This is a genomic window from Streptomyces sp. NPDC050121 (assembly GCF_044460385.1).
Taxonomy (GTDB): Bacteria; Actinomycetota; Actinomycetes; order Streptomycetales; family Streptomycetaceae; genus Streptomyces; species Streptomyces soliscabiei.
Genome location: NZ_JBITJV010000004.1, coordinates 72,305 through 98,136 on the forward strand (window position 1 = coordinate 72,305; position 25,832 = coordinate 98,136).

General features: G+C 72.4%; 25 protein-coding genes and 1 pseudogene. 18 read left to right on the plus strand and 8 right to left on the minus strand.

Translation table 11 applies throughout. The annotated features are described in order from the left end of the window. Positions 1–181: 181 nt before the first annotated feature. The 3 genes and pseudogenes from ACIBTS_RS07520 to ACIBTS_RS07530 all read left to right on the plus strand — a co-directional run. Entirely contained in the window at positions 182–1,867 is a 1,686-nt protein-coding gene (locus ACIBTS_RS07520) for an NAD(P)H-dependent oxidoreductase subunit E (RefSeq protein WP_399317322.1), read from the plus strand. Then, entirely contained in the window at positions 1,864–4,551 is a 2,688-nt protein-coding gene (gene fdhF, locus ACIBTS_RS07525; protein ID WP_399317324.1) for a formate dehydrogenase subunit alpha, read from the plus strand. The genes ACIBTS_RS07520 and fdhF overlap by 4 nt, the downstream gene beginning before the upstream one ends. 86 nt (positions 4,552–4,637) lie before the next feature. Beyond that, positions 4,638–4,763, plus strand: a pseudogene (locus ACIBTS_RS07530) (CBS domain-containing protein); the annotation flags it as partial. A 119-nt stretch (positions 4,764–4,882) separates the two neighbouring features. On the opposite strand, the gene ACIBTS_RS07535 reads toward ACIBTS_RS07530, so the two are convergent. Together ACIBTS_RS07535 and ACIBTS_RS07540 are read right to left on the minus strand one after the other, a co-directional pair. Further along, positions 4,883–5,875, minus strand: a complete 993-nt coding sequence (locus tag ACIBTS_RS07535; RefSeq protein WP_399317326.1) for an Acg family FMN-binding oxidoreductase — start codon at positions 5,873–5,875, stop codon at positions 4,883–4,885. A 66-nt stretch (positions 5,876–5,941) separates the two neighbouring features. Next, positions 5,942–6,865 carry a DUF1918 domain-containing protein gene (locus ACIBTS_RS07540; RefSeq protein ID WP_399317328.1) on the minus strand — a complete coding sequence of 308 codons (924 nt, stop codon included), beginning with the start codon at positions 6,863–6,865 and terminating at the stop codon, positions 5,942–5,944. 144 nt (positions 6,866–7,009) lie between these two features. Between ACIBTS_RS07540 and ACIBTS_RS07545 the strand changes: the two genes are divergently transcribed. Next, the gene (locus ACIBTS_RS07545) at positions 7,010–7,687 is read left to right on the plus strand and encodes a CBS domain-containing protein (protein WP_399317330.1); all 678 of its coding nucleotides are present in this window, start codon (positions 7,010–7,012) and stop codon (positions 7,685–7,687) included. Between the two features lie 141 nt (positions 7,688–7,828). Here the strand turns inward: ACIBTS_RS07545 and ACIBTS_RS07550 are convergent, their stop codons facing one another. The 5 genes from ACIBTS_RS07550 to ACIBTS_RS07570 all read right to left on the minus strand — a co-directional run bounded on the left by ACIBTS_RS07550 (position 7,829) and on the right by ACIBTS_RS07570 (position 11,082). Next, the gene (locus tag ACIBTS_RS07550; protein ID WP_399317332.1) at positions 7,829–8,287 is read right to left on the minus strand and encodes an Hsp20/alpha crystallin family protein; all 459 of its coding nucleotides are present in this window, start codon (positions 8,285–8,287) and stop codon (positions 7,829–7,831) included. 36 nt (positions 8,288–8,323) lie between these two features. Next, on the minus strand, positions 8,324–8,611 hold the full coding sequence (locus ACIBTS_RS07555) for a DUF1876 domain-containing protein (RefSeq protein WP_399317334.1): 288 nt from the start codon (positions 8,609–8,611) through the stop codon (positions 8,324–8,326). 11 nt (positions 8,612–8,622) lie between these two features. After that, on the minus strand, positions 8,623–10,014 hold the full coding sequence (locus ACIBTS_RS07560; RefSeq protein WP_399317336.1) for a nicotinate phosphoribosyltransferase: 1,392 nt from the start codon (positions 10,012–10,014) through the stop codon (positions 8,623–8,625). 40 nt (positions 10,015–10,054) lie between these two features. Continuing rightward, positions 10,055–10,657: a hypothetical protein gene (locus ACIBTS_RS07565; RefSeq protein WP_399317338.1), complete on the minus strand. Its 603-nt coding sequence runs from the start codon at positions 10,655–10,657 to the stop codon at positions 10,055–10,057. A 155-nt stretch (positions 10,658–10,812) separates the two neighbouring features. Beyond that, positions 10,813–11,082 (minus strand): universal stress protein, encoded by a 270-nt coding sequence (locus tag ACIBTS_RS07570; RefSeq protein ID WP_399317339.1) that lies wholly within the window; start codon positions 11,080–11,082, stop codon positions 10,813–10,815. 81 nt (positions 11,083–11,163) lie between these two features. Between ACIBTS_RS07570 and acsA the strand changes: the two genes are divergently transcribed. Genes acsA through ACIBTS_RS07595 form a run of 5 tightly spaced genes read left to right on the plus strand, consistent with a single transcriptional unit; the run spans position 11,164 to position 16,688 of the window. Continuing rightward, on the plus strand, positions 11,164–12,954 hold the full coding sequence (gene acsA / locus ACIBTS_RS07575) for an acetate--CoA ligase (protein ID WP_399317342.1): 1,791 nt from the start codon (positions 11,164–11,166) through the stop codon (positions 12,952–12,954). Further along, positions 12,951–14,036 carry a pyruvate dehydrogenase (acetyl-transferring) E1 component subunit alpha gene (gene pdhA / locus ACIBTS_RS07580; protein ID WP_399317344.1) on the plus strand — a complete coding sequence of 362 codons (1,086 nt, stop codon included), beginning with the start codon at positions 12,951–12,953 and terminating at the stop codon, positions 14,034–14,036. Before acsA ends, pdhA begins: the two co-directional genes overlap by 4 nt. Positions 14,037–14,038: 2 nt before the next feature. Beyond that, positions 14,039–15,034, plus strand: coding sequence for an alpha-ketoacid dehydrogenase subunit beta (locus ACIBTS_RS07585; RefSeq protein ID WP_399317345.1), 996 nt, complete (start codon positions 14,039–14,041; stop codon positions 15,032–15,034). Positions 15,035–15,036: 2 nt separating this feature from the next. Then, positions 15,037–16,446, plus strand: a complete 1,410-nt coding sequence (locus tag ACIBTS_RS07590) for a 2-oxo acid dehydrogenase subunit E2 (RefSeq protein WP_399317347.1) — start codon at positions 15,037–15,039, stop codon at positions 16,444–16,446. After that, complete coding sequence (locus tag ACIBTS_RS07595) at positions 16,443–16,688, plus strand: acyl carrier protein (protein ID WP_399317349.1); 246 nt, start codon at positions 16,443–16,445, stop codon at positions 16,686–16,688. The genes ACIBTS_RS07590 and ACIBTS_RS07595 overlap by 4 nt, the downstream gene beginning before the upstream one ends. A 36-nt stretch (positions 16,689–16,724) precedes the next feature. Here the strand turns inward: ACIBTS_RS07595 and ACIBTS_RS07600 are convergent, their stop codons facing one another. Beyond that, positions 16,725–17,588 (minus strand): CBS domain-containing protein, encoded by an 864-nt coding sequence (locus tag ACIBTS_RS07600; RefSeq protein WP_399317351.1) that lies wholly within the window; start codon positions 17,586–17,588, stop codon positions 16,725–16,727. A 173-nt stretch (positions 17,589–17,761) separates the two neighbouring features. Here ACIBTS_RS07600 and ACIBTS_RS07605 point away from each other — a divergent pair, with 173 nt between their 5' ends. Genes ACIBTS_RS07605 through ACIBTS_RS07645 form a run of 9 tightly spaced genes read left to right on the plus strand, consistent with a single transcriptional unit; the run spans position 17,762 to position 25,642 of the window. After that, the gene (locus tag ACIBTS_RS07605) at positions 17,762–18,241 is read left to right on the plus strand and encodes a hypothetical protein (protein WP_399317353.1); all 480 of its coding nucleotides are present in this window, start codon (positions 17,762–17,764) and stop codon (positions 18,239–18,241) included. Continuing rightward, positions 18,241–19,218, plus strand: a complete 978-nt coding sequence (locus ACIBTS_RS07610; protein ID WP_399317354.1) for a V-type ATPase subunit — start codon at positions 18,241–18,243, stop codon at positions 19,216–19,218. The genes ACIBTS_RS07605 and ACIBTS_RS07610 overlap by 1 nt, the downstream gene beginning before the upstream one ends. After that, positions 19,205–20,707 (plus strand): V-type ATPase 116kDa subunit family protein, encoded by a 1,503-nt coding sequence (locus ACIBTS_RS07615; RefSeq protein ID WP_399317355.1) that lies wholly within the window; start codon positions 19,205–19,207, stop codon positions 20,705–20,707. The genes ACIBTS_RS07610 and ACIBTS_RS07615 overlap by 14 nt, the downstream gene beginning before the upstream one ends. Then, the gene (locus ACIBTS_RS07620) at positions 20,704–21,120 is read left to right on the plus strand and encodes an ATP synthase subunit C (protein WP_319671449.1); all 417 of its coding nucleotides are present in this window, start codon (positions 20,704–20,706) and stop codon (positions 21,118–21,120) included. Before ACIBTS_RS07615 ends, ACIBTS_RS07620 begins: the two co-directional genes overlap by 4 nt. A 2-nt stretch (positions 21,121–21,122) precedes the next feature. Further along, on the plus strand, positions 21,123–21,350 hold the full coding sequence (locus ACIBTS_RS07625; RefSeq protein WP_399317357.1) for a hypothetical protein: 228 nt from the start codon (positions 21,123–21,125) through the stop codon (positions 21,348–21,350). After that, positions 21,347–21,874 carry a hypothetical protein gene (locus ACIBTS_RS07630; protein WP_399317359.1) on the plus strand — a complete coding sequence of 176 codons (528 nt, stop codon included), beginning with the start codon at positions 21,347–21,349 and terminating at the stop codon, positions 21,872–21,874. Before ACIBTS_RS07625 ends, ACIBTS_RS07630 begins: the two co-directional genes overlap by 4 nt. After that, complete coding sequence (locus ACIBTS_RS07635) at positions 21,871–23,634, plus strand: V-type ATP synthase subunit A (protein ID WP_399317361.1); 1,764 nt, start codon at positions 21,871–21,873, stop codon at positions 23,632–23,634. Before ACIBTS_RS07630 ends, ACIBTS_RS07635 begins: the two co-directional genes overlap by 4 nt. Then, positions 23,631–25,034, plus strand: a complete 1,404-nt coding sequence (locus ACIBTS_RS07640) for a V-type ATP synthase subunit B (RefSeq protein WP_399317363.1) — start codon at positions 23,631–23,633, stop codon at positions 25,032–25,034. Before ACIBTS_RS07635 ends, ACIBTS_RS07640 begins: the two co-directional genes overlap by 4 nt. Further along, positions 25,031–25,642 carry a V-type ATP synthase subunit D gene (locus ACIBTS_RS07645; RefSeq protein WP_399317365.1) on the plus strand — a complete coding sequence of 204 codons (612 nt, stop codon included), beginning with the start codon at positions 25,031–25,033 and terminating at the stop codon, positions 25,640–25,642. Before ACIBTS_RS07640 ends, ACIBTS_RS07645 begins: the two co-directional genes overlap by 4 nt. The last annotated feature ends 190 nt before the right edge of the window (positions 25,643–25,832 follow it).

Here is a 25,832-nt window from a genome sequence, read left to right on the forward strand (position 1 = left end):
TACAGAGGAATTCAGCCGTTCCATGCCACGTATGCGGGACACCTCCAGGCTCCGGCGGCGTGGTCCGGGCCGCAACCTCGGTCCGGGTGTCCTCGCTCTTGTCAGCAGGTGCTCGATGCCGGTTTCCACCCGTGCCGGTTTCCCAGCTGCGGTCTTGTGCGCCTTCCTCCACGATGAATGCATGGCGCTCATCGGATCCGCGCAGTCTTTCGACGCTTTCCGGGCGCTGGCGGACCGACGTGGGCGGCCGGGAGACAGGCTGATCGAGTCGTTGGCCGAGACCAGAGCTGGAACGGGGGACGGCCCCGAGGTCTGGGCACCGGCTGTCGCCGCCCGTGTCGGCCTGCCCGCTGCCGCCGCGCTGGGACCTGCCAGTTACTACGCGGACCTCGCCGTCCCGCACAGCGACCGTCATATCCGGGTATGCGCCGCGACGGCGTGCTTCGCCGCAGGGGGCGGAGGGCACCTCGCGGAGGTGGAGCGTGAGCTGGGTGTCGCCGCGCATACCGCCTCACCGCGCGGTGACGTGTCGGTGCAGGCCGTCCGCTGTCTGGGCTACTGCTATGCGGGGCCCGCCGCGCTGGACGGCGACACACCGTGTACCGGGGTGACCCTCCCCGCTCAGCTCGCAGGGCGGGAGCCACCCCTGGCGCCGGAGATCCCGGTGGCCGACGACACCGGTGACCCGGTCCTGCTCGGCGGTGTGCTCTCCGGTGAGCCGACGTGGGAGGTGTGGTCGAGGACGGTGTCGTCGGGCACTCCGGACGAGGTCCACCGGGAGGTGGCGGCGTCCGGGCTTCGGGGGCGTGGCGGCGCCGGATTCCGCGTGGCGGCGAAGTGGGAGGCGGCCGGCCGCGCACCCGGGACCGTGATCGTCGCCAACGGCGACGAAGGCGATCCGGGTTCGTACGCCGACAGACTGCTGATGGAAACCGACCCGGGGCGCGTGCTGGAGGGTCTGGCCCTCGCCTGTTTCGCGTGCAGGGCCCGCCAGGGCATCGTGCTGGTGCGCTCCGAATACCCAGCCGCCCTGGCCCGGATGAGGGAAGCGGTGCGCCAGGCATACGCCGACGGGCATCTCGGACCGTCCGTCCATGGGACGGCCACCTCCCTGGACATCCACATCGTCGAGGGCGCCGGCTCCTACATCGCCGGTGAGGAGACCGCACTCATCGCGGGGCTGGAGGGCGGTCGCGGATGCGCCCGGCCCCGTCCGCCGTACCCGACCGAGCGTGGGCTGTGGGATGCGCCGACCGTCGTCAACAACGTGGAGACCCTGGCTGCCGTGCCATGGATCGTCCGGCGCGGCGGCGCGGCGTACGCCCGGCGCGGCACGTCCGACGAGACCGGGACCAAGCTGGTTTGTCTCTCGGAGCGGTTCGCCCGGCCGGGTTGCTACGAGGTCGAGCTCGGCACGCCGGTGCGGCGGATCGTCACCGAGCTCGGAGGCGGTCCGAAGGACGGCGCCGAGCTGATGGCTCTCCAGGTCGGCGGGCCGCTGGGCGGCTTCCTCGCCGCCGATGCGCTGGACGTGCCGCTGTCGGAGGCAGGGCTGTCGGCCCGGGGCGCCGCCCTCGGCCACGCCGGTCTCGTCGCCTTCGACGAGCGAGTGGCACCGGAGGAAGTGCTGCGTCACGTCTGGGAGTTCGCCGCGGCCGAGAGTTGCGGCGCGTGCTCGCCCTGCCGTGTCGGCTCGCGCCGCGGCCTGGAATGGGCGTCCGCCGACACGCCGCCGGGCCGAGAGTGGGAGCGGCTTTCGCGGGTCCTGGCCGAGGCGAGCCTGTGTGCCTTCGGACGCCGGATCCCGCCCGCCGTGCACAGCCTGGCCCACGCCTACGGGGACCGACTGCCGGGATGGGGGCCATGAACGCAGTCACGATCGAGGTCGACGGCACCGGCGTGGCGGTGCCAGAGGAGTCGTCACTGCTCACGGCGGTGCGGGCGGCCGGGGTCGAGTTGCCCGCGCTGTGCTCCGACGACCGGCTCAGTCCCGCCGGGTCATGCCGTACGTGTCTCGTACGGGCCGAGGGGCGCATCGCGGCGGCCTGCGTCACTCCGGCCTCCCCCGGCATGCGCGTGGACACCAGAGGCGACGAGGTTGTGCGGCTGCGCCGGGACGCGGTGGAGGTCATCGTCTCTGCGCTTCCGCCCCGGGCCCTTGCCAACGACAGTCCCAGCGAACTGGCGCATGTCTGCCGGTCGATGGGCATCGGCCCTGAGTCGGCGCATGGGGCCGGAGGTCGGGGGACTGACGACTCCCACCCGTACGTCCACCTTGACCGGGACCTGTGCATCGCCTGCGGCCGGTGCGTGCGGATGTGCTCCGAGTTGCAGGGCACCTTCGCCCTCACCCTGGTCGGCAGAGGCGGCGACACCGTCGTGGCCCCCGGCACCGGCGGGCCCTGGGCCGAGTCGGACTGCGTGGCCTGCGGCGGCTGCGTGGACACCTGCCCCACCGGGGCGATCACCCAGCCGGGACCGGCGCGGGGACTCACCTCGGCGCTCCACCCCGCGAAGGCCCGCACGCGCACCACGTGCGGCTACTGCGGCGTGGGCTGCACCCTCGACGTGATCGCGCAGGACGGTGAGGTCACGGCGGTGCTGCCCGCCCGGGACGGCCCGGTCAATCGCGGCCACGCGTGCGTGAAGGGCCGCTTCTCACACGGATTCCGCACCTCACCGGAACGGCTCACCCGGCCCCTGCTGCGACGGGACGGCGTGCTGGAGCCGGTCGGCTGGGACGAGGCGCTGGCGCATGTCGCCCGGGGGCTGCGGGCGGCGGTCGACGTCGGCGGCCCGGACGCCGTGGCGGCGATCTCCTCGGCCCGCGCCACGAACGAGGAGAACTATCTCGTACAGAAGTTCATGCGGGTCGTCATCGGCACGAACAACGTCGACAACTGCTCCCGCCTCTGCCACTCCCCCTCCGCGGCCGGCCTCACCGCTTCCTTCGGGCTCTCCGGCGGCACCGACACGTTCGACGACGTGGAGCGGTCCGACTGTCTGCTGGTGGTCGGGGCCAATCCGGTCGAGGCCCACCCGGTGGTCGGAGCCCGGCTGCTGAGGCGGGTCCTCCGCGGCGCCAGGCTGGTCGTCGCCGACCCGCGGGCCGTGGGTCTCGCCCTGCACGCCGATGTGCATCTGCGTCCGCGTCCCGGCACCAACGTGGCGCTCTTCCACGGGCTCGCCCATGTCCTGCTCACCGAAGGGCTGGCAGACGAGGCGTTCCTGCGCGAACGGGCCACCGGACTGCCGGAGCTGACCGAACTGCTGGCCGACTACCCGCCCGACCGCGTCGCGGACCTCACCGGTGTACCGGCCGCGGACCTGGTCGCCGCCGCCCGCCTCTACGGCAGGGCCGAGCGGCCGGCCATCGTCTACGGCTTGGGCGTCACCGAGCACCTCCACGGCACCGACGGGGTGCGGTCCCTGGCCAACCTGGCGATCCTGCGCGGTGCCGTGGGCACCGACCGGGGGTACGGGGTCAACCCGCTGCGCGGCCAGAACAACGTCCAGGGCGCCTCCGACATGGGCGCCCTGCCCGACCTCCTGCCGGGATACGGAAAGGTGACCGACCCGGCCGCCCGCGCGCGGGCCGAGGACGTCTGGGGCGTACCAGTCCCAGGGCGGCCTGGCCTGCGGATCCCGGACATGTTCGGCGCCGCACGAGCCGGCGATCTGCGGGCGCTGTGGGTCATCGGCGAGGACGTCTGCGCCACCGACCCCGACACGAACCAGGTCGTCCACGCCCTGGACGCCTGCCCGCTCGTCGTCTGCAACGAACTGTTCCTGTCCGAGACGGCCCAGCACGCCGACGTCGTACTGCCAGTGGCCTCCTGGCTGGAGAAGGAAGGGACCTTCGTCAACTTCGACCGCCGGTTCCAGCGCGTCCGCCCCACCGTGCCCCCACCGGGACAGGCCCGCACCGACTTCGACACCCTTCGGGCCGTCGCCGGAGCCATGGGGGTCGAGCTGGGCTGCGCGACTCCCGCCGTCGCCCTCGCCGAATGCGGCCGGCTCGCGCCCGTCTTCGCCGGGCTCTCCCACGACCGGCTCGACCGCGAGGGCTCGGTGCCATGGCCCTGCACCGCCCCCGACCGGCCGGGAGAAGCCAAGCTGTACACCGAGCGCTTCGCCACACCGGACGGCCGGGCCCACCTGGCCGCCGCCCCCTATCTCCCCCCGGGTGAACGGCCCGACGACGACTATCCGCTGGTCCTGGTCACCGGGCGGCGCTGGGCTCACTACAACTCCGGAAGCATGACGCGGCGCGGCGGCAACCTCGCGCTCGACCCGGTCGACTTCCTTGATCTCCACCCCGACGACGCCGGCCGGTACGACGTGCGCCACGGCGAGCAGGTGACGGTGGAGAGCCGGCACGGCCGAGCCCGGCTCATCGCTCGTGTCGGTGACCAGACAGCCCCAGGCCAGGTCTTCTGCTCCTTCCACTTCCCCGCGAGCGGAGTGAACCGCCTCACCTCGGACGTCGCGGATACCGTCACTTCCTGCCCCGAGTACAAGGTCACGGCGGTCCGCGTGGCTGCGTCGTAACGGCGGCAGACCGGGATTGCTCGTGCTCTGCATGGCCTGCCCGCCTCCGTCCTCCGCCGGGCCCCACCGCAGAGTCGCGTGCCGCAGCAGCCGGGGCGACGACGGCCGGGGAGCTCATGAGCACCCCCGCGATCACGGTCTGCCCCGACGCCACCCTGGCCCAGGCCGCCAGGATCATGGCCGTTCGGCACGTCAAGCGGCTGCCCGTGGTCCTCTTCCCGGCCTTCAACCACGCCGTCCACGTGAACGTGCATGAGGTCTCAGTGACCCTGCGTGAGGCCGGCCGCCGGCCGGCTGCGGTCCCCCGGGCGGGTCAGGGTTGGGTGGCAGGTCAGGGCTGGATGTCGAGTACGTCCGGCACCGGGCGGCGCGGTGTGGCGGGTCCTTTGGGGCCGTACCCCAGGCGCAGGAGCATCTGGGCGTAGCCCGTCCCGGACACCGGGTCGCGCAGCGGCCAGCGCAGGTCGGTCCATTCGAGGGGCTGGGTGACGAAGGAACTGGACAGGCCCTCAAGGGTGGCCAGCAGCAGGACGCGTTCCATGGCCTGCCCGGCGCGGAGCCAGTCCTCCGGGTGGTCGTGGCTCGTGCTGAGGAGTGCCAGCCGAGGAGTTTGTTCGAAATCCGCGGCGTCACGGCCCGCCACCCTCCGGGGTCCCGCGAAGTCGCGCATAGGGGCCCTGCCCCCGCGCTTGCGCGGCCCGAAGGCGTAGTGCGGGACTCCGTCGTCGGCGGTGCCCGCCGACGGGGCGTCGATACGCGTCCACCGCGCCAGGTCCTGGTCGCTGCCGAGGTCGGTGATGTTGCGTGCCTCGGCTTCCTGGACCAGTTCCAGCACCTCCCGCAGATGCCATGAGGTCGGGAAGGTCAGCGCTGCTCCCTCAACGCGGGCGGCTGCGCTGAGAGCCTCCCGCACGGGGTCGGGGATGTCCCTCTCCTCGAACGGGTAACGGCTGCTGTGACGCTGGTGAATCGCCGGATACAGCACGCCGAGCTCGCTCTCGTCGGTTGCGGAGCCGGTCAACCGAACGCTCGCGACCAGCGTCGGGTCGGTGGGGTCGGGCAGCAGCAAGGTTTCCGGATACCAACCCTCGTGGGCCACGGCGACTCTCAGGTTCAGCAGCGCGGCACCGCAGCCGATGTGCAGGCCCCGGGTGTCGGGGTCGGAGTGCGGCATGGTGCGCTCGAAGTCGGCGTGGACTTCGAACGTGCAGCTGTGCTGGAAGTAGCGGAAGAGCCAGGGCTGCGCGTTGTGCATGGACGGGGCGGCGGCCGCGGCGTGGGCCAGGGCCGTCACCTGCTCGTCGGCCGGTGCTTGTCGGCTCACCGGAACCTCCCCTCGCGAGTCGGCGACCCGCTGGGACGGGGCCGCTGTTCGGCGGCCCGTGGACGCCTACTGATCCGCCGGAGTGATGCGCCGGCCCGTGAGACGCGTGGGTCGGATCGACACCCACATCTCGCGTGCACCGCCCGCCCATGGCTCGGTATGTGCTCGCTGGGCGAGCCCACGCACAGTGTCGGGCTCCGTGACGACGTTCGCGGGGCCGACTGCGAGCACGCTCCAGCCCTGGCTCATCGCCTCGTCCACGTGGTCGACCTCGAAGGCGACCTCCACTCCGACAGCAGCCGCGGGCACGGAGTCGGGCGCGGTCCGGAAGACGATCGCGTCGTCCACGACCTCGTAGTTGACCGGGACGACCGCCGGGCGGCCGTCCGACGTCGACACGGCGATGCGCCCCACACCGTGCGTGGACAGCAGGCGGCGGCATTCCTCCGGGCTGAGCTCCCGCAGCTGCGGATGCAGCAGTGCGTGACCCTGACCGGGTGGCAGGTCGACGCCTGCCCCGCGCAGGGCTGTGGCGGTGGTGCCCAACGCGTCGGCCAGCCTCAGGAGAGTCGCCACGGTCGGGTCGGCCGGCTGTTCCTCCAGGTACGTCAGGTAGTCCGGCGACATTCGGGCGCGGCGGGCCGCTTCCTCCCGGCTCAACCCATGCCTCCGGCGTTCGACGGCCACGCGCCGGCCGATGTCGCCGGGGTTGGGTGTCCCGGCCGGCGGAGGAGCCGCGGACACGGCCTCCGCCTCGCCCGTGTCCGGCCGGGAAGACCCGCGGGTGGTCCCGGGCTGCCCGTGCTCCACAGGCTTGATGTGTGCGTCGGGGCCGGGGAACACGAGCGTCACTTCGTCCGTGTCCGACCAGCGCACGTCGTATGGGGGTGTTCCGTCCTCGTGATGAAGTCCGACGATCTCGCCGTCGCGCCTGGTCGCGCCGGTTTTCTGGCTTTCGATGACGAGTTGGTCGCCGAGGTGAGCTCGCATGATCGCCGCCCTCTCCTCAGAATGGTGCTGTATCCAACGTGCCACGCGGGACACGCCGCCGCATGGGACGACCGGCCCGCATCCGCAGAGGCGGGCTGAGCCGACTGGATGTCAAGCGGTCACAACCCGGACGGGAGAGGCGACATGCAGCACCGAACGGTCGCGGAACTCATGACCCGAGACGTCGTCAAGGCGCGGCGCGACCTGCCGTTCAAGGAGATCGTCAGGCTGCTGGCGGACAACGACGTCACCGCTGTGCCCGTGGTGGACGACCTGGACCGCCCCATGGGTGTGGTGTCGGAGGCGGACCTGCTGCGCAAGAGCGCCGATCAGGCCGACCCGTCGGGCAGGGTCCCTGTTCCGCACCTGGAGGCGTGGGAGCGGGCCAAGGCCGAGGGCTCGCGCGCGGAGGAAGTGATGTCGGCTCCCGCCGTGTGCGCGCGTCCGGAGTGGAGCGTGGTGGAGGCGGCCCGCCTGATGGAGGCCCAGCACGTCAAGCGGCTGCCCGTCGTGGACGAGACGGACCGGCTCCTGGGCATCGTCAGCCGTGGCGACCTGCTGCGGATCTTTCTGCGCCGTGACGACGCCATCCGCGACGAGATCACCGAGGATGTGCTGCGACGCACGATGGGGCTTGGTCCCTCAGAGGTGACGGTCGAGGTGCGCGACGGGCGGGTCGACCTCAGGGGCACAGTCGAGTTCAGGAGTCTGATCCCCGTCGTCGAGCGGCTCTGCCGGAGCGTCGACGGCGTGGTCTCGGTCGCCGAGCACCTCACGTACCGGACCGACGACGCCCCACGGTCCCCCACCTCCGCCACCTGAGGGGGCCGTCGCGGTCGGCGGCTGGGAGACGTGCGGGGCCGTGGCCGCACGCGAGGCCGGCGGAGCCGTCGGCCTCGCGCGGAGGGAAAGGGGCGCTTGCCTGCCGAATCCAGTACGTGGCCCGGCGGACGCTCGCCTGGCTCAGCCGGTGATCTCGATGCGGTGCGCCTTCCCCGTCTCGGTTTTCGGGACGCGCACCGTGAGGACTCCGCCCGTCAGGTCCGCGCTGATGTGCTCGGTGTCGGAGTTCGACGGCAGCGTCGTGCGGTAGTCGAACTGCCCCATGCGGCGGGTATGCCTGCGGACCACCCCGGTTTGTTCCTTCTCCTTGATCTCACCGTGGATGTCGAGCTCGCCCTCGGCGACCTCCACGGTGATCTGGTCCTTGTCCACGCCGGGAAGCTCCAGTTCCACCAGGTAGGCGTCCTCGGTGTCCACGACGTCGGCCAGCGGCGCCCATGGCTCGGCAGTACCGAACTCGGGGTAACCGCCGACGGGAAAGACTGCGTGCATGAGCTGGTCCATACGGGCACGCAGATCGTCCAGCTCATGCAGGGCTGCCGAGAGCCCACCTCTGGTGTGTCGTACGGGATGTGTCATGGCTGATCCTCCTTGACTTGCTGTACCGACCGTCGGTCACGTGGGCCATCCGGTGACCTGTCGAGTGCTGGGCCGCGGCACCCCCATGCCCTCGATGTCGCGCCCGGCGATGTTCAGCAGCTGCTGGGCGAGGTCCTCCATGGCCCGGCCTGCAGCCAGCTCGTCCCCGATCTCGGGCACGTTGGCGTCCGCCGGATGGCAGTGCGCGGTGCCGTGGCCGGTGAGCGCCGTGGTGCCGGTGTCCAGCACCACATGCGCCTTTGTGGTTCCGTCTTCGTCCTCGAAGAGGTGGAGTCGAACCTCCCACTCCGCCGTGTGTGGCATCGCTTTCCTCCTCACCTCGATACGGACCCCTGCGGTCCGGACACGTTTCGTTCCGGGACCGAGGACCGTGCGGAAGCCGCCGTCGTCTGTTCCTCGATGCGGCGCCGGACGCGGGCGGCGAGTGCGCCCAGCCGCTCGGAGGCCGTCGCCCGAGGCGCGACCGGCGCTCGGATCCGGCGGGCTGCCGCCGGAAGCCCGCTCAGGTCCGCCGTGAATCTCTCCCGGCACTCGTCGAGCGTGGGCCTGGTGCCGGTGCGCTGCCCGCCCCGCATCACCGTCTCCAGCAACGGCCTGCCACCGTCGGGGGGCTGCTCGTCGGCCAGACCGATCACGTCGGCGTATCCGGGGCAGCGGAAGACCTGCTTGGGACCGGGTGCCGTCACTTTCGCCGACGACAGCTTCATCACCGGCCGTCCGTCGTACTCCACCATCTTGTACGCCGAGTCCAGATACGGTGCGTCGGCCGAGACCCCGACGCGGGTGCCGACGGCGTAGATGTCGATCGGCGCTCCCGGGCGGATCAGGTCGTCCAGCGCGTACTCGTCGAGACCGCCGCTGGCGACGATCCGCACCTGCGGCAGGCCCGCCTCGTCGAGGATGGACCGCGCCCGTACCGCCAGAGCCCCGAGGTCGCCGCTGTCCAGCCGTACGGCCGAGCCGGGCCCGCGATCCAGGTCCCGCAGGACGCGCGCGGCGACGCGGACGCCCGCCTCGGTGTCGTAGGTGTCCACCAGCAAGGTCACCGGCCCTGGGTGGGACCGCGCGAAAGCGCGGAAGGCGTCTTCCTCCGTGGCGAACGCCTCCACGAAGGAGTGAGCCATGGTGCCGACGGCAGGGATGCCCAGGGCGGTGGCCGCGGCCACGTTGCTGGTTCCGGCGAAGCCGACCATCGCGCCGAGGCGGGCGGCCTGGAATCCGGCCTGTGGGCCGTGGGTCCGCCGTAGGGAGAAGTCCACCACCGGATGCCCTGCCGCTGCGAGGACGCACCGTGCGGCCTTCGAGGCGATGGCGGTCTGGTGGCTGAGCTGGTTGAGCACGTACGTTTCGGCCAGCTGCGCCTGCGGGAGAGGCGCGGTCACCTCCAACAGGGGCTCCCCCGCCAGCACGATCCTTCCCTCCGGCACCGCCCGCACGTCACCGGTGAACTCCAGGCCGAGCAGGGGCTGAAGATCCCGCCGCGGTCGACGCACCGCGGACGCGAAGGCGTCGACGTCCTCCGGGCCGACATGGAGGCCGGACAGGTAGTCCAGGACCGACTCCAGCCCTGCGGCGACCAGGAAGCCGCGCTCGTCAGGCAGGTCGCGAACGAAGAGGCTGAACGTCGCGGGGCCGGTCATTGCCTCCCGGAGGTAGGACATGGCCATCGTCACTTCGTACAGGTCGGTGGTCGTCGCGTCGGACATCAGCGTCGCCTCCCAGGCTCCCGTCCGGGCTTCCTGCCCATCACCGGCGGAAGCGCGCGGACCACAGGGGCTCCACCAGGTCCCACTCGGCGTCCCACTGTGCGTACCTTCTCCGGTCCAGCACGTGGCGCATGCCTGCACGTGCCGTGTAGACGCCGGCGGCCATGCCGAGCGCCGCCGTGCCCCCCACGAACCAGCCATTGGTCTTCGCGGTGAGCGCGTTCATCGGCGGGTCGGTGACGCTGCCGTCGCGGTCCACCCACAGCCGCACCATGGCGCTCATGGGCGTTCGCGCCGCCACGAGGGTTGTTCCCGTCCGTACCGTGCCGTCGTCGTCGGTCCAGCGGACCGTCGCCCGCTGCTTCCCATCTGTCGTGACGCCCTTGTCCGTCGACATGAGCCGGGCGGTGACCTGGTGCCGCTCCGCCGACTGAGTCTGCACCGTACGCATCGACGACTCATACGCCGTCAGCCCCGCGCTGAGCGCGGCCACCGGCAGGCCGAGGACGAGGACGAGCATCAGCAAGCCGCGGAACCAGGACTCGAGCCTGTCGGAAGTACGCCTGAGGGGGTTCGCCCCTTTTGGCGCGTGCTGACGCGGCGGGGGCGGACCGGACGCCTGCGGCGGATTGGGTGCACTCATGACTCGGCCTCCAGCAAGTCGCTGGTCCGTTTCCCCACCCCTTTGTCCATCATCGGACGGCAGCGGCCTCCCGCCACAGGGCCGAAGGTCCCTGGGGGGACGACGTCCGGTCCCGCAGGGGCGACCGTCGACGTGGTCCGTCTTGGCCGGTCCGGTCATATCCCGGGGGCGACCGCGATCGGACATGGCGCGTGATGCAGTACCGCATGGGTGATCAGTCCCAGTTGCAGGCCCAGGCGCCCCTGTCGTCTGCGGGCGCCGACGACCAGCAGGTCCGCGTCGGAGGCCGCCTCCAGCAGGGACTGGCGTGCCGGGCCCTCGGTCACCCGCCGGCTCACCGCTGCGTCGCGGTACCGCTCCGACGCGTCCCCAAGGGCGTCGTCCAGCACCTGTGCCGACACGATCGGCAGCGGCCAGGTGGACACCCGTGCCCATCCGGCGGAAATGCGGCCAGAGCCGGGCTCGGCGACCCTGGAGATCAGGGGACAGTGCCGGGAGGAGCCCCCATGCACTGGAAAACCATCCACAAGGACGCCATTCCGGTCGTGCCACCCCGTCTCACGGACTACGACCGGGCCCGCTCCGCCTTCACCTGGTCGCAGGCGCGCGCCACGCTGGCCAGGCTGCCAGGCGGCGGGCTCAACATGGCCCACGAGGCGGTCGACCGGCACGCCGCCTCGGCCCACGCGAACAAGGTCGCGCTGCGCTGCGTCGCACGGGACGACTCCGTCTCGACCATCACGTACGCGGAACTGGCCCGCCGCACGGCCCGCTTCGCTAACGTCCTGCGGTCGCTCGGCGTCGGCCACGGAGACCGGGTGTTCACACTGCTGGGCCGCTGCCCCGAGCTGTACGCGACGGTGCTGGGCACACTGAAGAACACCAGCGTGCTGTGCCCGCTCTTCTCCGCCTTCGGCCCCGACCCGGTCGAGCAGCGGCTGCGCCTGGGCGACGCACAGATCCTGGTCACCACCGCGGCCCTCTACCGGCGCAAGGTCGCCGAGCGTCGGACATCGGTCCCCGGACTGAAGCACGTCCTGATCGTCGGACCCGGCGCGGGGGACCTGCCCGGCACGGCCTCCTTCGACGACCTGATGTCCGCCGCCTCGGACACCTTCACCATCCCGCCGACGTCCCCGGAGGACACGGCGCTGCTGCACTTCACCAGCGGCACCACCGGCACCCCCAAAGGTGCGGTCCATGTCCACGAGGCCGTCGTCGCCCACCATGCCACGGCCGCGTACGCGCTCGATCTGCACCCCGAGGACGTGTACTGGTGCACCGCCGACCCCGGCTGGGTCACCGGCATGTCGTACGGGATCATCGCGCCGCTCGTCCACGGCGTGACGGTGGTCGTCGACGAGGGCGACTACGACGCCCGGCGCTGGTACCGGATCCTGGGTGAACAGCGGGTCACCGTCTGGTACACCGCCCCCACGGCCCTGCGCATGCTCATGCGCGCCACGCCGCGACAGGGCCCGTACGACCTGCCGCGCTCCTACGACCTCTCCGCCCTGCGCTTCATCGCCTCCGTCGGCGAGCCCCTCAACCCGGAGGCCGTCGTCTGGGGCCGGGACGTGCTGGGCCTGCCGGTGCACGACAACTGGTGGCAGACGGAGACCGGCTGCATCATGATCGCGAACTTCGCGGCGTGCGAGATCCGTCCCGGTTCGATGGGACGTCCGCTGCCCGGCGTCGAGGCGACCGTGCTGGAGCAGGCCGAGGATGGCCGGGCACTGGTCATCGACGGCAGGGTCACAGAGGTGAAAGGCCCCGATGTCGAGGGCGAGTTGGCGCTGCGGCCGGGCTGGCCGTCGATGTTCCGCGGCTACCTGCACGACAAGGAGCGCTACGACGCCGCGTTCGCCGACGGCTGGTATCTGACGGGTGACCTGGTCCGCCGGGACGCGGACGGCTGGTACTGGTTCGTGGGGCGCGCCGACGACGTCATCAAGTCGGCTGGGCATCTCATCGGCCCGTTCGAGGTGGAGAGCGCGCTGATGGAACACCCGTCGGTCGCCGAGGCCGGGGCCATCGGACGCCCGGACCCGGTCGCCGGGAACGTCGTCAAGGCGTTCGTGTCGCTGCGCCCGGGTGTCGATCCGACCCCTGATCTGGAGAGGGAGCTGCTGGCCTTCGGCCGCCGCAAGCTGGGCCCCGCCGTCGCTCCCAGGGAGATCGCCTTCGACCAGAGCCTGCCCAAGACCCGCAGCGGGAAGGTGATGCGCCGCCTGCTGCGTTCGCGTGAACTCGGCCTGCCCACAGGCGACTTGTCGACCCTGGAGGGATCCGAATGACCGTGGCCCGCCCCACCCGCACGCGGAAGAACTCTGCGCCCCCGAAGTCCGGCAAGAAGACCAAGACGGCCAAGGGGAACGCGAGTACCGGAACTCCGTCCGGGCGCGGGGCCGCCGGACACCGGACCGATCTGCTGCAGTCCATGCTGCGCATCCGGCGCTTCGAGGAGCGCTGCGTCGAGCTGTACAGCGCCACGAAGATCCGTGGCTTCGTCCACCTCTACATCGGCGAGGAGGCCGTGGCCGTCGGCGTCAACGAGGCACTGACACCCGAGGACGCGGTCGTCTCCACGTACCGTGAACACGGCCACGCGCTGGCCCGCGGGATCGCGGCCGAGGCCGTCATGGCCGAGATGTACGGCCGGACGACCGGGTGCAGCGGCGGCCGGGGCGGTTCGATGCACCTGTTCGACGCGAGCCGCCGCTTCTACGGCGGCAACGCCATCGTCGCCGGCGGGCTCCCCCTGGCCGCCGGCCTCGCGCTCGCCGACCGTATGCGTGGACAGCCGAACGTCACCTGCTGCTTCTTCGGCGACGGGGCCTTCGCCGAGGGCGAGTTCCACGAGACCGCGAACCTGGCGGCCCTGTGGAAACTGCCTCTCCTGCTGGTCTGCGAGAACAACCTCTACGCCATGGGCACCGCCCTGGAGCGGCACGAGGCACAGACGGATCTGGCCATGCGCGCCGCCTCGTACGGCATGGTCGCCTGGGCCGTGGACGGCATGGACGTCGAAGCCGTCGAAGATGCCGCGAGGCGGGCCGTGGAGGGCATCCGGGCCGGCACCGGACCGCATTTCCTGGAGCTGCGCACGTACCGCTTCCGCGCCCACTCGATGTACGACCCGGACCGGTATCGCCACAAGGCGGAGGTCGAGCGCTGGAAGGAGCGGGACCCGATCAGCCTGCTCACCGACCGCATGCGCGAGAACGGTGAGCTGGGCGACAAGGAACTGGCCCGGATCGAGCAGCGCGTCACCGACGAGATCGACAACGCCGTCGAAGCGGCGGAACAGGCACCCGAGGAACCGGTCGAGCACCTGCTCCACCACGTCACCGGTTCCTCGGCAGAGGCGGTGAATTGACCGTGGGCGCCGACGGAACGCAAGAGGCGAAGACGACCTACCGGGAGGCGATGCGCGAGGCCCTCCGAGAGGCCCTGCGCGCCGACGACCGGGTCTTCCTGATGGGCGAGGACGTGGGCCGCTACGGCGGATGCTTCGGCGTCAGCCTGGGGCTGCTGGAGGAGTTCGGCCCCGAACGCGTCCGCGACACCCCTCTGTCGGAGTCGGCGTTCGTGGGAGCCGGCATCGGGGCGGCCCTGTCCGGGATGCGTCCCATCGTCGAGATCATGACCGTCAACTTCAGCCTGCTCGCCCTGGACCAGATCCTCAACAACGCCGCCACCCTGCTGCACATGTCGGGCGGCCAGTTGCCCGTGCCGCTGGTCATCCGCATGACCACGGGCGCCGGACGGCAGCTGGCCGCCCAGCACTCGCACAGCCTGGAAGGCTGGTACGCGCACATCCCCGGCATCCGCGTCCTGGCCCCCGCCACTCTCGAGGACGCCCGGCACATGCTGGCCCCGGCGCTCGCCGACCCCGATCCCGTACTGATCTTCGAGCACGGCAGCCTCTACAACGTCTCCGGCGAACTCCTCCCGCCCACCGAACCCGTGGACCTCGACCACGCCGCGATTCGCCGCCCCGGCACCGACATCTCACTGATCACGCACGGCGGTTCCCTGCCCAAGGCACTCGCTGCGGCGGACGAACTGGCCGCCGAGGGCATCAACGCCGAGGTGATCGACCTGCGCACGCTGCGTCCCCTCGACGACGCGGCCATCACCGCTTCGGTGGCCCGAACGCATCGTGCGGTGGTCGTCGACGAGGCATGGCGGACGGGAAGCCTCGCCGCCGAAGTGTCCGCCCGCATCGCCGAAGAGTCGTTCTACGACCTGGACGCCCCCGTCGAGCGGGTGTGCAGCGCCGAGGTGCCCATGCCGTACGCCCGGCGGCTGGAGGAGGCCGCGCTGCCCCAGGTCGCCGACATCGTCGCGGCCGCCCACCGGGCGGTGGACTGACCATGGCCGAGTTCACCATGCCGTCCCTCGGCGCGGACATGGACGAGGGCACGCTCCTGGAATGGCTGGTGGGGCCGGGTGACCTCGTCCACAAGGGAGACCCGGTCGCGGTCGTCGAAACCGCCAAGTCGACCATCGAGGTGGAGTGCTTCGAAACCGGGACCATGACGAAGCTGCTCGTCGAGCCCGGAGCGACGGTGCCGGTGGGCACACCGCTCGCGCTGATCGGACCGGCCAAGGAGCGACAACCCGCCCGTCATGCACCGAAGAAGAGCAAGCCCGCCGAGCCCGCCGAGATCCCCAAGCCTCCCGAGCCGCCCTCCCCACCGCCTGAGCCCGTCCCGGTCCCGGCGCCGGCACCCGCCGCCGCTCGGCTGCCCGGCCACATCGAGGCCGGCCCCTTGGTCCGGCACCTCGCGGAGCACAGCGGCGTCGACCTGGAGACGTTGCACGGCTCCGGGCCCGGTGGGCGCGTCACCCGGACCGACATCGAACACGCGGCGGCTGCCCGAGCCGGCACCAAGCCAGCGCGCTTGCGTGCCACCCCCCTCGCCCGACGGCTCGCCGCCGAACTGGGCGTCGACCTCGCCACGGTGAAAGGGACGGGCAGGCAGTCGGCCGTCCGTGCATCGGACGTACGTCATGCAGCGCCCGGCCCATCAGCCCCGACTCCGCCCGCATCCGCTGCCGCCGCCCCAGTACGGCCTTCCCCCGTACGACCTTCTGCGGCGCGCCCGTCCGAAGACCGGGCGGCGGCCATGCGCCAGGCGATCTCCGGCCTGATGAGCCGCGCCAACCGGGACATCCCCCACTACTACCTCTCCACGACCATGGACATGGCCGCCGCGACGGACTGGCTGCACGAGCACAACCGGCGCAGCCCGGTCGGTGAACGGCTGCTCCCCGCGGCCTTGCTGCTCAAGGCGGCGGCCCTGGCAGCTCGGGAGGTCCCCGAACTCAACGGCTTCTGGACCGATGACCACTTCACGGGAGGCGAGGGCGTCCATCTCGGCGTGGCCGTGTCCCTGCGTGGCGGCGGGCTCGTCGCTCCCGCGCTGCACGACGCCGACACCCTTGGGCTCCCCCGGCTGATGGCCGGCCTGAAGGACGTGGTCGCCCGGGCCCGCACGGGCAGGCTGCGCGGTTCCGAGGTGTCGGACGCCACCATCACGGTCACGAATCTCGGCGATCAGGGCGTGGAGACGGTCTTCGGCGTGATCTACCCGCCGCAGGTGGCCCTCGTCGGCTTCGGCCGGGTGGTCGACCGACCGTGGGCCGTCGACGGCCTGCTGGGGGTGCGGCCCGTGGTCACGGCGACCCTCTCGGCCGACCACCGGGCGACGGACGGTGCCGTCGGCGCCCGCTACCTCTCGGCGGTCTCCCGCCTCCTGCAGAACCCGGAGGAGCTGTGAACCGAACCGACGCACTGGACATGGTCAGGGACTCGATCTCGCGCGTCATCCCCGACGCCGACGTCGCCGCGCTGGGGCCCGACGACGCGTTCCGCGACGCTCTCGAGATGGACTCGCTGGACTTCCTGAGTTTCGTCGAGGTGCTCAGCGAACGGTCCGGCGTGCGCATCGAGGACGAGGACGCGCCCCAGCTGTCCACGCTCTCCGGCAGCGCCGACTTCGTCGTCTCCCATACGCAGTGACGCGCGCCCCATGGACGATCAATGGACGATCACGGCTCAGACCGCTTCGGTGTCGTCGACGACACCGACCACGTCGTCGATGTCCCGCATCGATGCGATCAGTTCGGTGACCACAGCCTTGTCCGGTTTCCCCGCCACGGTGACCAAGCCGTCCTCCACTGTGATCTCGACAGCGCGCGGATCCAGCAGGTGCTGAGCGACCAGGGACTCGACCTCGGCCCGGATCTCGGCGTCGTCACGGATCAGGGCCCGCAGCAGGTCACGCCGGGTCACCACGCCGACGAGGCGGCCGCGATAGTCGGTCACGGGCAGCCGCTTCAACCGCGCGTGGGCGGCGGTCCACGCTGCGTCCGCCACTCGTTCCGCCGGATGGACGGTGACCGGCGGGAAGGTCATCAACGTGGCCGCCGTGTCGCCGTGGCCCTTCTCGTAGAGGCGGTGCTGCCACAGCCTGCCGACGGCTCCATGCCGGCGCGGTTCCGCCATGACGGCGGCTTTGGCCAGCAGGTCCGACTCCGAGACGACACCGATCACATGGTCGTCGGCGTCGACCACCGGTACGGCGCTCACCTGCTCGCGGGCGAGTGTGTGGGCCACGTCCACGAACGGCATGTCGCCGGGGACGGCGACCGCCGGGACCTGCATGACGTCCCGTACATGGAGGGTGGCCGGTTCCCGATCCGAGGGCCCGCGCGCGGAAGCGGCCTGCCGCGGTTCGGACTTCGCCGTGCCGGGAGGGACTTCGGGCTCGTCGGCGCCCCTTGCCGATGCTGCGGCGGCGACGGCCGCGAGGTAGCGGCCCAACGCGTCCTGACGGGGTTCCTCCTGGGGTGTCCAGGGGCGGCCCGGCGTGCTGCGGCGGGCTTCCTTCTCCGCGGAGCTGCGGTCCAAGTCGCTCACGGCTGCCTCCTGGGGACACCGTCCACTTATGGGGCCAGTTTCGCATCGATCGAGGGGCGTGGCCTGCGGGCCGAGTGGCCCCCCTGCGGGCCGGACGGCCCCATGCAGCACGACATGTCACCGCCCAGCGGGGAGACTGGAAGCGGGGGCTTGGGCCGACGCGAGGAGAGTTCGTGACGGGTTTCCGGGACTTTCTGACACGGTTCCGACCGGCGGCCTCGCCCGGCCGGGCCGCACCGAGCGGTGTCCCGGCGGACCGCTCCGCCGAACTCCGTGCGGAACTCGCGCCGCCCCTGGCCCGGCTCCAAAAGGCTGAGGCGGAAGCCCGGGCCGTACGCGAACAGGCCGACGCCACCGCCGCGTCGCGCCGACGTGAAGCCGAACGACAGGCCGAGGCGATGGTGGCCGCGGCGCGTGCGGAAGCCCGCCGCGTACAGGCACGCACCGCCGAGCAGGTGCTGCGTGCGGCCGAGGGCCAGGCAGCGGCGCTGCTCGCCGAAGCGGAGCGTGAGGCTGTCGCCGTCCGCGACCGTGCCAGGAGCCGTACGCCCGAGCTCGCCGACCGAGTGCTCGCGCTGGTGCTGGAGGACCTCGAAGCGGAGCAGGGACGCCAGGCTCCCGAACGGGGGAACCCCCAGGAAGGCGACCTCTGATGGGCGCCCGATGGGTGGCCGGCGTGACACGGGCACGGGCTCTGCGGACGAGGTGCCTGGGCGCCGAGCGCATCAGGGACGTGTCCGCGTCCCACACCCTCGAGGATGCCCTGCGCTACTTGGCGGCCACTCCGTACCGGCACGACGTCAGCCCGGGCGCAACGCCGGCCGAGGCCCAACGCGCGGTCTCGGCGACGCTGCTGTGGCATCTGCGGGTTCTCGCCGGCTGGCAGCCGGCCACCGGCGCCGACGCCATCCGGGCGCTCGCCGCCGGGTTCGAGATCTCCAACGCCCAACACCATCTGCGTTCCTTCTCCGCCGACGACCCGCGCCCCGCCCCGGCCGGCACACCAGCCCTGGACACAGGACGCCTGCCGCCCTACCGCCTCGGCGCTCTGGCGACCGCCTGGACAAGGCTCGCCCACACCCGCACGCCGTCGGAGCTGCGTGCCGCGCTGGCGGCCTCCGTCTGGGGCGACCCCGGGGGCGACTCCCCGGCCGCGGTCGCCACCGGTATGCGCATCTCCGCCGCCCTACGGCTCGCCACCGCCGTTCCCGACGCGGCGCGCTGGGCGGCGGCCCGGCTCGCCCTGCTGTTCGGCCGCGAGGTGTTCGTCGTCGGCCGCCGGTTGCCGGACGTGTCCGTCCACCGGGCGGCCCGCCTGCTCGGTCCGCGCGCGGTGGGCGCGGGGTCGTACGCCGATTTCCGGCAGGCGCTGCCGGCCACCGCAAGATGGCTGCTGGAGGACATCGACGAGGCGGCGGACATGTGGCGGGCGGAGGCACGGTGGTGGGAGGCGGTCGAGCGGGACGGCCGGGAACTGCTGCGCCGGTCCCACCTCGGTCCCCAGCCGGTGGTGGGGGCCGTGGCGTTGCTGTCCGTCGATGCGTGGCGGACCCGCGGGGCGCTGGAACTGGCCGCCCGGGGCGGTGGCCCCGGGGACTGGTGGGCGGAGGTGTTCGATGCTCCGCGCTGACGCGGCGGTCCCGGTCCGGATGCGCAGGGTGGCCATCGTGGCCCCCGAGCAGGCGCTGCGGGAGAGCCTGGTGCGGATCGCGGAGGCGGGCTGCGTCGAGGTCGACCTGGCCGAGGACGGCGGGCCGGACGTCCGCGGGCCGGCAGCGACGCGCCTGCAACGGCTGCGCGCGGAGTCGGCACAACCAGTTCTCAGTGAGGCTCCCCCCGATCTGGACGTCCTGGAGCGCGAGGGCAGGACCGACCTGCTGGCAGGCGAGGCACAGCTGGAGGAACGGCTCGGCAGCGCGGTCCGGCACGGCGCCGTCGCGGCACTGGCCGGCTGGTGCCCCGAGGCGGACGTGGGCGCCACGGCTGCACGCCTATCCGGTGCCGGGGGCGCGCTGGTGCCCCTGCGGAGCCCGCGCGGTGTCGATCCGCCGACCTTGCTGACCGGAGCGGACACCGGGCCCCCGGCGTACACGACAAGGCCCCTGCGCCGTTCCTTCACGCCCCTGGTCAGCACGTACGGCACCGTGCCCTACTCCGACCTGGACCCCACCATGCCGGCCGGGATCGTCTACGTGGTGATGTTCGGCCTGATGTTCGGCGATGCCGGGCACGGGCTGCTGCTGGTCGCCATCGCGCTCCTGCTGCGGGCGGGACGGCCGCGCCGGTTGGCGGCGCTGCGCTCGCTGTGGCCCTTCGTCGCCGGTGCCGGGCTGGCCGCCACGCTGGCCGGGGTGGGGTACGGCGAGTTCTTCGGCCCGACCGGGGTGCTCCCCGGGCTGTGGCTGGAACCGCTGGAGGAGCCCATGCGGCTGCTTGCCGTCGCGGTCGGGCTCGGCGCCGTACTGCTCGCCGGCGCCTACGCGGCGGGGATCGTGAACCGATGGCGGGAGGGCGGACCTGCGGCTGCCCTGTACGCGACGACCGGAATCGCCGGGGCCGCGCTCTATCTCGGGCTGGCCGTCGGCGCGGGGTATGTGTGGCTCGGCCAGGTGGCGTACGGCGTCGTGGGTGCCGTGATCGCCGTTGTGGGGCTGGCTCTGGCGGGGACGGGACTGTTCGCGAGCACGGCGGGCGGGCCGGGCGGCGCCGTGCAGACCGGCATCCAGCTCTTCGACGCGGTGGTCCGGATCGGCTCCAACATCGTGTCCTTCGCGCGGCTCGCGGCCTTCGGGCTGACGCATGCGGCGCTCGGTGCGATCGTCTGGGACGGCACGACGGCCCTGGCGGGCCGGGGCCCGATGGGCATCGTCGCAGCCGTGCTCGTCTTCCTTCTCGGCAATGCCCTGGCCTTCTCGCTGGAGGCGCTGGTGGCGGGTGTCCAGGCGCTGCGGTTGGAGTTCTACGAGCTGTTCTCCCGGCTCTTCGAGACTGAGGGCCGCCCTTTCAGGCCCTGGCGGCTGCCCGTGGAACGCCTCACGGAGCCGGCCGTGCACACCGGGCCGCCGGCAGCCCGGGAGGCCGTCCGACACGGCGGCCCGGCGAGGGAGGAGGAATCGTGATCACCTGGTTCTTGGCACTGCCCGTCATCGTCGCGGGGTTCGTCGCCGTACGGCTCGTGCTGCGGCGCTCGGGCCGGAGGGCCCTGTGGTGGATGGTCGCCGCCGACGCCGTGCTCCTGGTGGCCGGCACCGTGGTGCTGACCTTGGCGCTCGGCGGAGGATCCGCACAGGCCGCGACCACGGTGGCACAGGAGTCGGGCTCCGGATCCGCCGCCCTGATCGGAGCCGCGATCGCGGTGGCGGGCGCGACGATCGGCGCCGGCATCGCCGTCGCCTACACCGGTGCGGCGGCCCTCGCGGCGCTCAGCGAACGGCCCGAACTCTTCGGCCGGGCCATGGTCATCGTCGGCCTGGCCGAGGGCATCGCCATCTACGGGCTGGTCGTCGCGGTCATCCTCATCGGGAAGGCGTGACCATGGGACGCGTCGCCGCCCTCGGAGAACGTTCCAGGGTGACCGGTCTGGCCCTGGCCGGGGCGATGGTCCTCGTCGCCGACGACGCCCCGGCCGTACGCCGGGTCTGGCGCAGCCTGCCGGACGGCATCGACCTGGTGATCCTCACACCCGCCGCGGCCGAGGCACTGGAGCCGGAGCGCGCCACGCCCGGTGGCCGCCGCCCGCTGACCGCCGTGATGCCGCCATGACGACCCCGGCCCCGCAGCGCACGACGGACGCACTGTCGCCGGTCCGGGCGGGGCTGCTGCGAGCCGCTCACGCCGATGCGGAGGCGGTCCTGAGCCACGCCGAGCGGGAGGCCGCAGCACTGCTCGACCAGGCCCGCGCCGAGGCTCGGGCCATCCTCGACGAGGCCCGGCGGCAGGGCGAGGCCGACGGTTCGGACGCCGCCCGCGACCTCCTCGTCAGAGCCCGGCGGGAGGCCAGGTCCGGCACGCTCTCCGCTCGCCGGGAGGCGTACGAGGAGTTGCGCCGCGAGGCCGCCGAGCGGGTCCGCGCCCTGCGCGGGACCGATGGCTACGCCTCCCTGCGGGAGTGGCTGGAGCAGCGGACCCGTGTCCTCCTCGGTCCCGCAGCCGAAGTGAGCGAGCACGCCGACGGGGGCGTGGTGGCCCGGGCGCCGGGCAAGCGGGTCGACCTCTCGCTGACCGCGCTTGCCGACCGCGCGCTGGACCGTATGAGAGGGGAGGTGCGGAGCCTGTGGGAGCCGTGACGGAAGACTCCAGGCCGCGTCAGCGACAGACTGACCGGCAGTCGGTCGCCCGGATCCTGCGCGTCACCGGACCGCTCGTGGAGATGGAGTACACGGGCGGCATCGCCATGTACGACCTGGTCTCGATCGGCCCCGCCCGGCTGCCCGGGGAGATCGTGGCCATCAGCGGACACGTGGTCACCGTCCAGGCGTACGAGTACACCGGCGGCCTCGCTCCGGGACAGACGGCGCTGCCCCAGGGCCGTCCGCTGTCGGTCCGGCTCGGTCCCGAACTGCTCGGCGGCATCTTCGACGGCCTCCTGCGGCCGCTGTCCGGTGCCGGCGACTGGCTGTTGCCGGGCTCGCAGCGAAACACGGCTGAGGACCGCACCTGGTCCTTCCGCCCCTTCGTGGCCCGGGGCGAGCAGGTGGCCGAGGGGCAGGCGCTCGGAGAAATCCGCGACGCGGGGCCCTTGCGGGTGAAGGTCCTCGTACCGCCGGGCGGCGGGGGCACGGTCGAGGAGATCGCCAGGGCCGGGGACGACCCACGGGACGCCGTGGTGGCCGTGGTGGGCGGCACCGAGGTGACCGTCGGCGCCCTGTGGCCGGTACGGCGGCCGCGCCCGGTGCGGGAGCGCGTCGACAGCCACGAAGCCCTGAACACCGGCCAGCGGGTGATCGACCTGCTCTTCCCGGTGGCTCGGGGCAGCACGGTGGCGGTGCCCGGTGGCTTCGGCACCGGCAAGACGATGCTCCTGCAGCAGATCGCCAAGTGGTGCGACGCGGACGTCATCGTCTACGTCGGCTGCGGGGAGCGCGGCAACGAGATGGCCGACGTCATCACCGAGTTGTCGGAGCTCCAGGACCCGCGCACGGGCGGGCGCCTCGCGGACCGCACCGTGACGATCGCCAACACCTCCAACATGCCGATGATGGCCCGTGAGGCGAGCGTGTACACGGGGATGACGGTCGCCGAGTACTTCCGGGACATGGGCCTGGACGTGGTCGTCATCGCCGACTCGACCTCGCGGTGGGCCGAGGCGCTGCGCGAGTTCGCTTCCCGTACCGGTGCGCTGCCCGCCGAGGAGGGCTACCCGGCCGGGCTGGCCTCCGCCATCGCGGCCTTCTACGAGCGGGCCGCCGCCGTGACCACTCTCGGCGGCGACCGCGGCTCGGTGACCGTGATCGGCGCGGTGTCCCCGCCCGGCGGGGACATGACCGAACCAGTGACAGCGCACACCGAACGCTTCGTCCGCTCCCTGTGGACCCTCGACCGCGACCTGGCCTACGCCCGCCACTACCCGGCGGTCTCCTGGGCCGGGTCCTTCTCCCGGGACGTACCGGTCCTCGCCGCCGGACACCGGGCAGCCGGCGATCCGGCATGGTCCCGGCGCCGCGACCGGGTGGGAGCGGTGCTGGCGGAGGCCGACCGGCTGGCCGACCTGGTGGACCTGATCGGCATCGCCGCACTGCCCGCGAAGGAGCGCATCAGCGTGCTGGCCGGAAGGCTGGTCCGCGAGGGCGTACTGCAGCAGAGCGCGCTGTCGGAGCGGGACGCGTACTGCGGTCCGGAGAAGACGGCCGCCCTGGCCGACGCCGTCCTCGCGGTCACCGACCGCTGCCGCGAGCTGGTGGACTCCGGTGTCCCGGCGGCCTCGGTGGAGGAGGTCGACTTCGGCCCGCTGCTACGAGCCCGCGAGGACACCGGCCCGCAGGACGCCGCCGGGGTGGCGGCGCGACGGGACGCGATGTTCGCCAGGTTGGGGGACGTGCATCCATGAGCCTGACGGGTGGGATCGAGTACACGTCGGTGCGTGAGCTGCGAGGGCCGCTCGCGGTCGTCGAAGGCGTGTCCGGGATCGGCTGGGACGAGTACGTGCGCATCACCCTCGGCTCGGGTGAACGGCGCCACGGCGTGGTCCTGGACGCCGACCGCGACCTGGCGGTCGTCCAGGTGCTGGAGGGCACCGCGGGCATGGACCCCGAGGGCGTCCGGGCGGGCTTCTCGGGCAGCCCCCTGCGCGTCCCGGTCGGCACGGACTGGCTCGGCCGGGTCTGCAACGGCCGCGGCGAACCCCTCGACGGCGGCCCGCCCGTCCTCGGCTCCCACACCGCCGAGGTGGGCGGCGCACCCATCAACCCGGTGCGGCGCGAACCGCCGTCCGAGCCCGTGCTCACCGGCGTCGGGGTCATCGATGCCCTGACCACGCTGGTACGCGGACAGAAACTGCCGGTGTTCTCCGTGGCCGGACTCCCGCATCTGGAACTCGCCGCCCAGATCGCCGCGCAGGCCACCGCCGCCGGTGAGGCGTTCAGCGTCGTCTTCGCGGGCATGGGTGTCACCCACGCCGACGCCTCCTTCGTACGCAACGCCCTGGAGGAACGGTCCGCGGCCGGAGAACTCGTCCTGCTGCTGAACACCGCCGACGACCCTGTGATCGAACGGATCCTCACCCCGCGCATCGCGCTCACCGTCGCCGAGCACCTCGCCTTCACCGAGGGTCGGCACGTCCTCGTGGTGATGACCGACATGACGACGTACGCCGAGGCCCTGCGCGAGGTCTCCGCCGCCCGCGGGGAGATCCCCGCCCGCCGCGCCTACCCCGGCTACCTCTACAGCGACCTGGCCTCTCTGTACGAACGCTGCGGACGCATCAAGGGCCGTCCCGGCTCGGTCACCGTGCTGCCCGTGCTCACCATGCCCGCGGGCGACATCACCCACCCCGTGCCCGACCTCACCGGCTACATCACCGAAGGTCAGATCGTGCTCTCGGCCGAGACGCACGCGCGGGGCGTCTACCCGCCGCTCGACGCCCTGTCCTCCCTCTCCCGGCTGATGCGCAAGGGCGCAGGGCCGGGCCGTACGCGCGACGACCACCTCGACGTCGCGGCCCAGCTGCTGGCGGCCCTGGCCCGCGCGCGGCAGGTGCGCGATCTGGCGGACCTGGTCGGCCAGGCGGCGCTCAGCCCCACCGACCGCCGCTACTTGGCCTACGAGGAGGCGTTCCTGCGGGACTTCACCCACCAGCGCAGCGACGAACCGCGCGACCTCGACACCTCGCTGGAACGCGGCTGGCGGGTGCTGCTCACCCTGCCCCGCAGTCAGCTGTCGATGCTTCCCGCCTCCCTCCTCGACGCCCACGGAGCGAAGGACGCCCCGGGCACTGAGGCATCCCGATGACCGGCGCACGCCGTACGCCGCCCGGTCGTGCGGGACGCCTGCGGCTGCGGCACAGCCTCGATGTCGCCGAGCGTGGAGCCGACCTGCTGGAGCAGAAGCTGCGCATCCTGCGCTCCGAGCACCAGCGGCTGCTGCGTGCGCGGGAGGCAGCCGAGCGCGACTGGCGGGACCTGCTGTCCGAGGCCGAGAGCTGGCTGCTGCGCGGACTGCTCCTGGGCGGGGAACAGGCCCTCGACTCGGCCGCCGCGGGCATCGGCACGGCCGAGGTCACGGTTCACTGGACCACCTCCATGGGGGTACGACATCCGGCGACGGTCGCCACGTCCGTACCCTCCCGTCCGCCCACCGCCGCCGCTCCCACCAACACGGCCCTCGTGCACGCCGAGGCGGCCTACGGACGTGCCGTGCGCGCCGCCGCCGAGTACGCGGCGGCCCGCGCCGCTGCCGAGTTGGTGGGCGCGGAAGTCATCAGCACCCGGCACCGGGCCCGTGCTCTGCGGCGCCACTGGATCCCCCGCCTGCGGGAGGCCCTCGACCGGAGCGACCTGGCCTTGGAACAGGCCGAGCACGAGGACAACGTCCGGCGGCGCTGGGCTGCTCGGCATTAGCCGCCGGGATGTCGGAACTTCTGAGTGGGCTGGTGCTCGGTACGGTCCACGGTCCCGTCGGACAGGGCGCCCACCAAGGCGTGGCAGCTGAAGTCCATCTGGCCGTGACGAGCGATTCTGCCGGCTCTTGTCCCTCTCCTTACGACAGGTCCGGTGTCGCCGGAAGACCCGGCTCGGCGTGACTCACCTG